Source organism: Kitasatospora sp. NPDC056327, from assembly GCF_042261735.1.
Lineage (GTDB): Bacteria > Actinomycetota > Actinomycetes > Streptomycetales > Streptomycetaceae > Kitasatospora.
This window is the reverse complement of the sequence record NZ_JBHJRC010000477.1, coordinates 1-3,352: the sequence shown is the minus strand read 5'-3', so window position 1 is coordinate 3,352 and position 3,352 is coordinate 1. Positions and strand designations below refer to the sequence as shown.

The window sequence follows — 3,352 nt, the reverse complement described above, 5'->3', positions numbered from 1 at the left end:
GTGCGGTTGGTGACGAGGGAGGCCCGGTAACCGGCCAGGGTGTCCGCGTTCTGGAAGGCGACGGCGGCGTTGTTGTTCGGCGGCGGGACCGGCGGCTCAGAGGTGGTAGCCGTACTCGCGGAACTCCCAGTCGGTGACGTACCGGGAGAAGCGCTCCAGCTCGGCCCGCTTGAAGGCGAGGAAGGCCGAGGTGAAGCCCTTCCCGAGCGCCTCGCAGAGGGCGGTGTCGGCCTCCAGGGCGTCCAGCGCGGCGCCGAGCGAGCCGGGCAGCACCGGCGCCTTGGTGGCGTCGTAGCCGTAGCCCTCCAGCGGCGCGGGCGCCTCCACGGCCTCCTCGATGCCCAGCGCCAGGGCCGCGACCAGACCGGCCACGGCCAGGTAGGGGTTGGCGCTGGCATCGCCCAGGCGCACCTCCAGGCGGGTCGCGCCGCCGCGCTCCGGGGGGATCCGCACCATCGCGCTGCGGTTGTCCAGGCCCCAGTCGATCAGCCAGGGGGCCAGGGTGTCGGGGCCGAAGCGCTTGTAGGAGTTCACCGTGGGGTTCAGCAGCGCGGCGAGTGCCGGGGCGTGCCGCAGGACGCCGCCGATCGCGTGCCGGGCGGTGGCGGAGAGGCCGTCGGGCGCGGCGGGGTCGGCGAAGACGTTCCGTCCGTCACCGTCGACGACGGAGACGTGCAGGTGGAAACCGGAGCCGCCCTCGCTGTTGAAGGGCTTGGCCATGAAGGTGGCCGCCCTGCCCTCGGTGCGGGCGATCTCCTTGACCGCGGCCTTGAAGCGGAACGCCCGGTCGGCGGCGTCGACGGCCTCGGAGTGGGTGAGGTTGATCTCGAACTGGCCGCCGGAGAACTCGTGGTTGCCCATGGTGACGCCGATGCCGAGGCCGGCGAGCAGGCGCAGGGTGCGCAGCAGGTGGCCGTCCGGGTCGCCGCGCCGGCCGGCCGCGTAGACGTTGCCGGGATCGGCGGCGTAGGGGCGCCAGCCGCTCGGCGCGGACGGGTCGGGGTCGCAGAGGAAGTACTCCAGCTCCGGTCCGACGACGGCGGTCAGGCCGAGCCCGGCGAGGCGCTCGGTGACGGCGTGCAGGACCTCGCGGGGGGACTCCGGGCCGGGGCGGCCGGTGCGCGGGTCGGTGGTGCGGCCGAGGCACCAGGCGACGCCGGGCTCCCAGGGCAGCGGGACCAGGGTGGTGAGGTCGGGGTGGAAGGTGATGTCGGGCAGGCCGGCGTCGAGGCCGCCCTCGACCGGGACGACCTCGCCGAGCGGGCCGGTGTGGTAGATGGCGCGGCAGAACGCGAGGCCGTGCTCGACGGCGGCGGGCAGGGCCTCGACCAGGACGTCGCGGCCCCGGTCGGTGCCCATGAGGTCCGGGTAGGTGACCCGGACGACGTCGATGCCGCCGGCCTTGAGGGCGGCGGCGGTCGCCTCGGGGTCGGACGCGGCGGCGGGGGCCGGGTCGGGGGCGGCACTGGGGGTGGCGACCGGGTCGGTCACTGCGGGCCTCCTCGTGAGGCGGGCGTGGGGGGGAGGGAGTGAACCTCGGTCCGGGCGGGCGGATGGTCAGCTCCGACCCGAACTCTCGTTTGGGATCAAACAGTAGGCCCGACCGGCACCGCGGGACAAGCCCTCCGGGCGGATCCGCGCGATCGGACCCGAAAGGGTGACAGCCGGGCCGCGAGCGCATATCGTATGGCCCCAAACGAGAGACGGGCGGCGCCTGCGCGCCGCCGCTCCCCCGGCCCCGTGATCCAGGAGGTGCCGTGGCCACCGTGCACGGCTTCTTTCACCCCAGGACGGCCACCGGCCGCTCCTCGCTCGTCCCGTCCCCGCCCTGGCGCTACTCGGGCGACCTGCTGACGATCGAGTACCGCACCGACCCGGCCAGGGTCGCCGAACTGCTCCCCGAACCCCTGGGGCTCGCCGAGGAGGACCCGGGCGCGGTCGCCCTGATCTGGGCCGACTGGCAGTCCTGCGCCGCCGACGGCGCCGAACTGCTCGACCCCGTCCGCGCCCAGTACAAGGAGTGCTTCGCCGTGGTGCGCTGCTCCTACCGGGGCCGCACCTACTCGCGCTGCGTCTACATCTGGGTGGACAAGGACTTCGCGATCGCGCGCGGTCTGCACCAGGGCTACCCGAAGAAGCTCGGCTCGATCCACCAGACCCGCCCGCACCCGTACGGCCCGGCACCCCGGATCGAGGCCGGCGCCCGGTTCGGCGCCACCCTCGCGGCGGCCGACCGGCGGCTCGCCCAGGCGGTGGTGACGCTCACGGAGGAGTCCCCGACCAACGGGTTCGTCAACGGCCACCCGATGGCCCACCACCGGCAGCTGCCCGCCATCGACCGGCCGGACACGCTCGCCCTGAACGAGCTGGTGGAGAGCGGCGCCGCCGCCTTCGAGGCCGGACCGGCCTGGCGCGGCACCGCCGACCTCGAACTGTTCGAGGCACCCACCGAGGAGCTCGCCGCACTGCGGATCGAGGAGCCGATCGCCGCCTACTACCGGCAGGTCGGCGTGGTCTGGGACGGCGGCCGGCTCCTGGAGCCGACGCCCGACGCCCGCTGACGGACCGCATCCGGGTCCGGGTGCGCGCGCACCCGGACCCGCCCGCACCCGGACGCCGTCCGGGGCCCGCCCGCGGACTCGTACGGGTGCAAATGGAGTGCCCGGCACGCTAGATTCGGGCCGACGACACGACCGCAGGCGGCCGCGGCCGGCCGCGGGGAGGGGACCACCGGTGACCAACCGCACCATCGAGGAGACCGAGCAGGCCGTCCGGGCCAAACTGGGAACGGTGCCGCTGCTGCACGCCCAGATGGCCGCCGTCGGCAACATCCACCGGGCCGCCGCCGCCGTCCGCCAGCACCTGGAGAACTCGGTCCTGCGCGGCGCCCAGCTGACCTGGACCTCCTTCGTGGTGCTCTGGGTGGTCTGGATCTGGGGCGAGATGGAGACCCGGTACGTGGCCGAGGAGGCGGGCATCTCCAAGGGCACCCTCACCGGGGTCGCCCGCACCCTCGAATCCCGCGGCCTGGTCGAGCGCGTCGGCCACCCCTCGGACGGGCGGATGGTGCTGCTGCGGCTCACCCCGGCCGGCGAGGAACTGATGGCCGGGCTGTTCCCGCGCTTCAACCAGGAGGAGGCCTTCGTGGCCGGCGCGCTCTCCGAGGAGGAGTGCGAGCAGCTGGCCGGACTGCTGCGCCGGGTCGTCGGCACGCTGGAGCAGGACGGCGAGGAGCGCCGCGCGGAACTCTCCGCCGACGCTCCCCCGCCGCCGCCGCGGCCCGGCGGGCGGCGCCGCCGCGAAGGCTGAGCCCGTCACCCCGTACCGGAAGGCCCGGTCCGCCCCCTCGGCG

General features: G+C 74.9%; 3 protein-coding genes. 2 read left to right on the top strand and 1 reads right to left on the bottom strand.

What is annotated here, in order from left to right; all coding sequences use genetic code 11:
- Window positions 1-96: 96 nt before the first annotated feature.
- Window positions 97-1,359, bottom strand: a complete 1,263-nt coding sequence (locus tag ACFCX4_RS35410) for a glutamine synthetase family protein (RefSeq protein WP_376151452.1) — start codon at window positions 1,357-1,359, stop codon at window positions 97-99.
- A gap of 398 nt (window positions 1,360-1,757) precedes the next feature.
- Between ACFCX4_RS35410 and ACFCX4_RS35405 the strand changes: the two genes are divergently transcribed.
- Complete coding sequence (locus tag ACFCX4_RS35405; protein WP_376151450.1) at window positions 1,758-2,561, top strand: acetoacetate decarboxylase family protein; 804 nt, start codon at window positions 1,758-1,760, stop codon at window positions 2,559-2,561.
- Between the two features lie 172 nt (window positions 2,562-2,733).
- Window positions 2,734-3,309: a MarR family winged helix-turn-helix transcriptional regulator gene (locus tag ACFCX4_RS35400; protein ID WP_376151448.1), complete on the top strand. Its 576-nt coding sequence runs from the start codon at window positions 2,734-2,736 to the stop codon at window positions 3,307-3,309.
- Window positions 3,310-3,352: the final 43 nt, after the last annotated feature.

Coding starts and splice junctions, on each gene's coding strand:
- ACFCX4_RS35410 (WP_376151452.1), bottom strand. CDS start 1,359: ATGGGCACCGACCGGGGCCGCGACGTCCTGGTCGAGGCCCTGCCCGCC.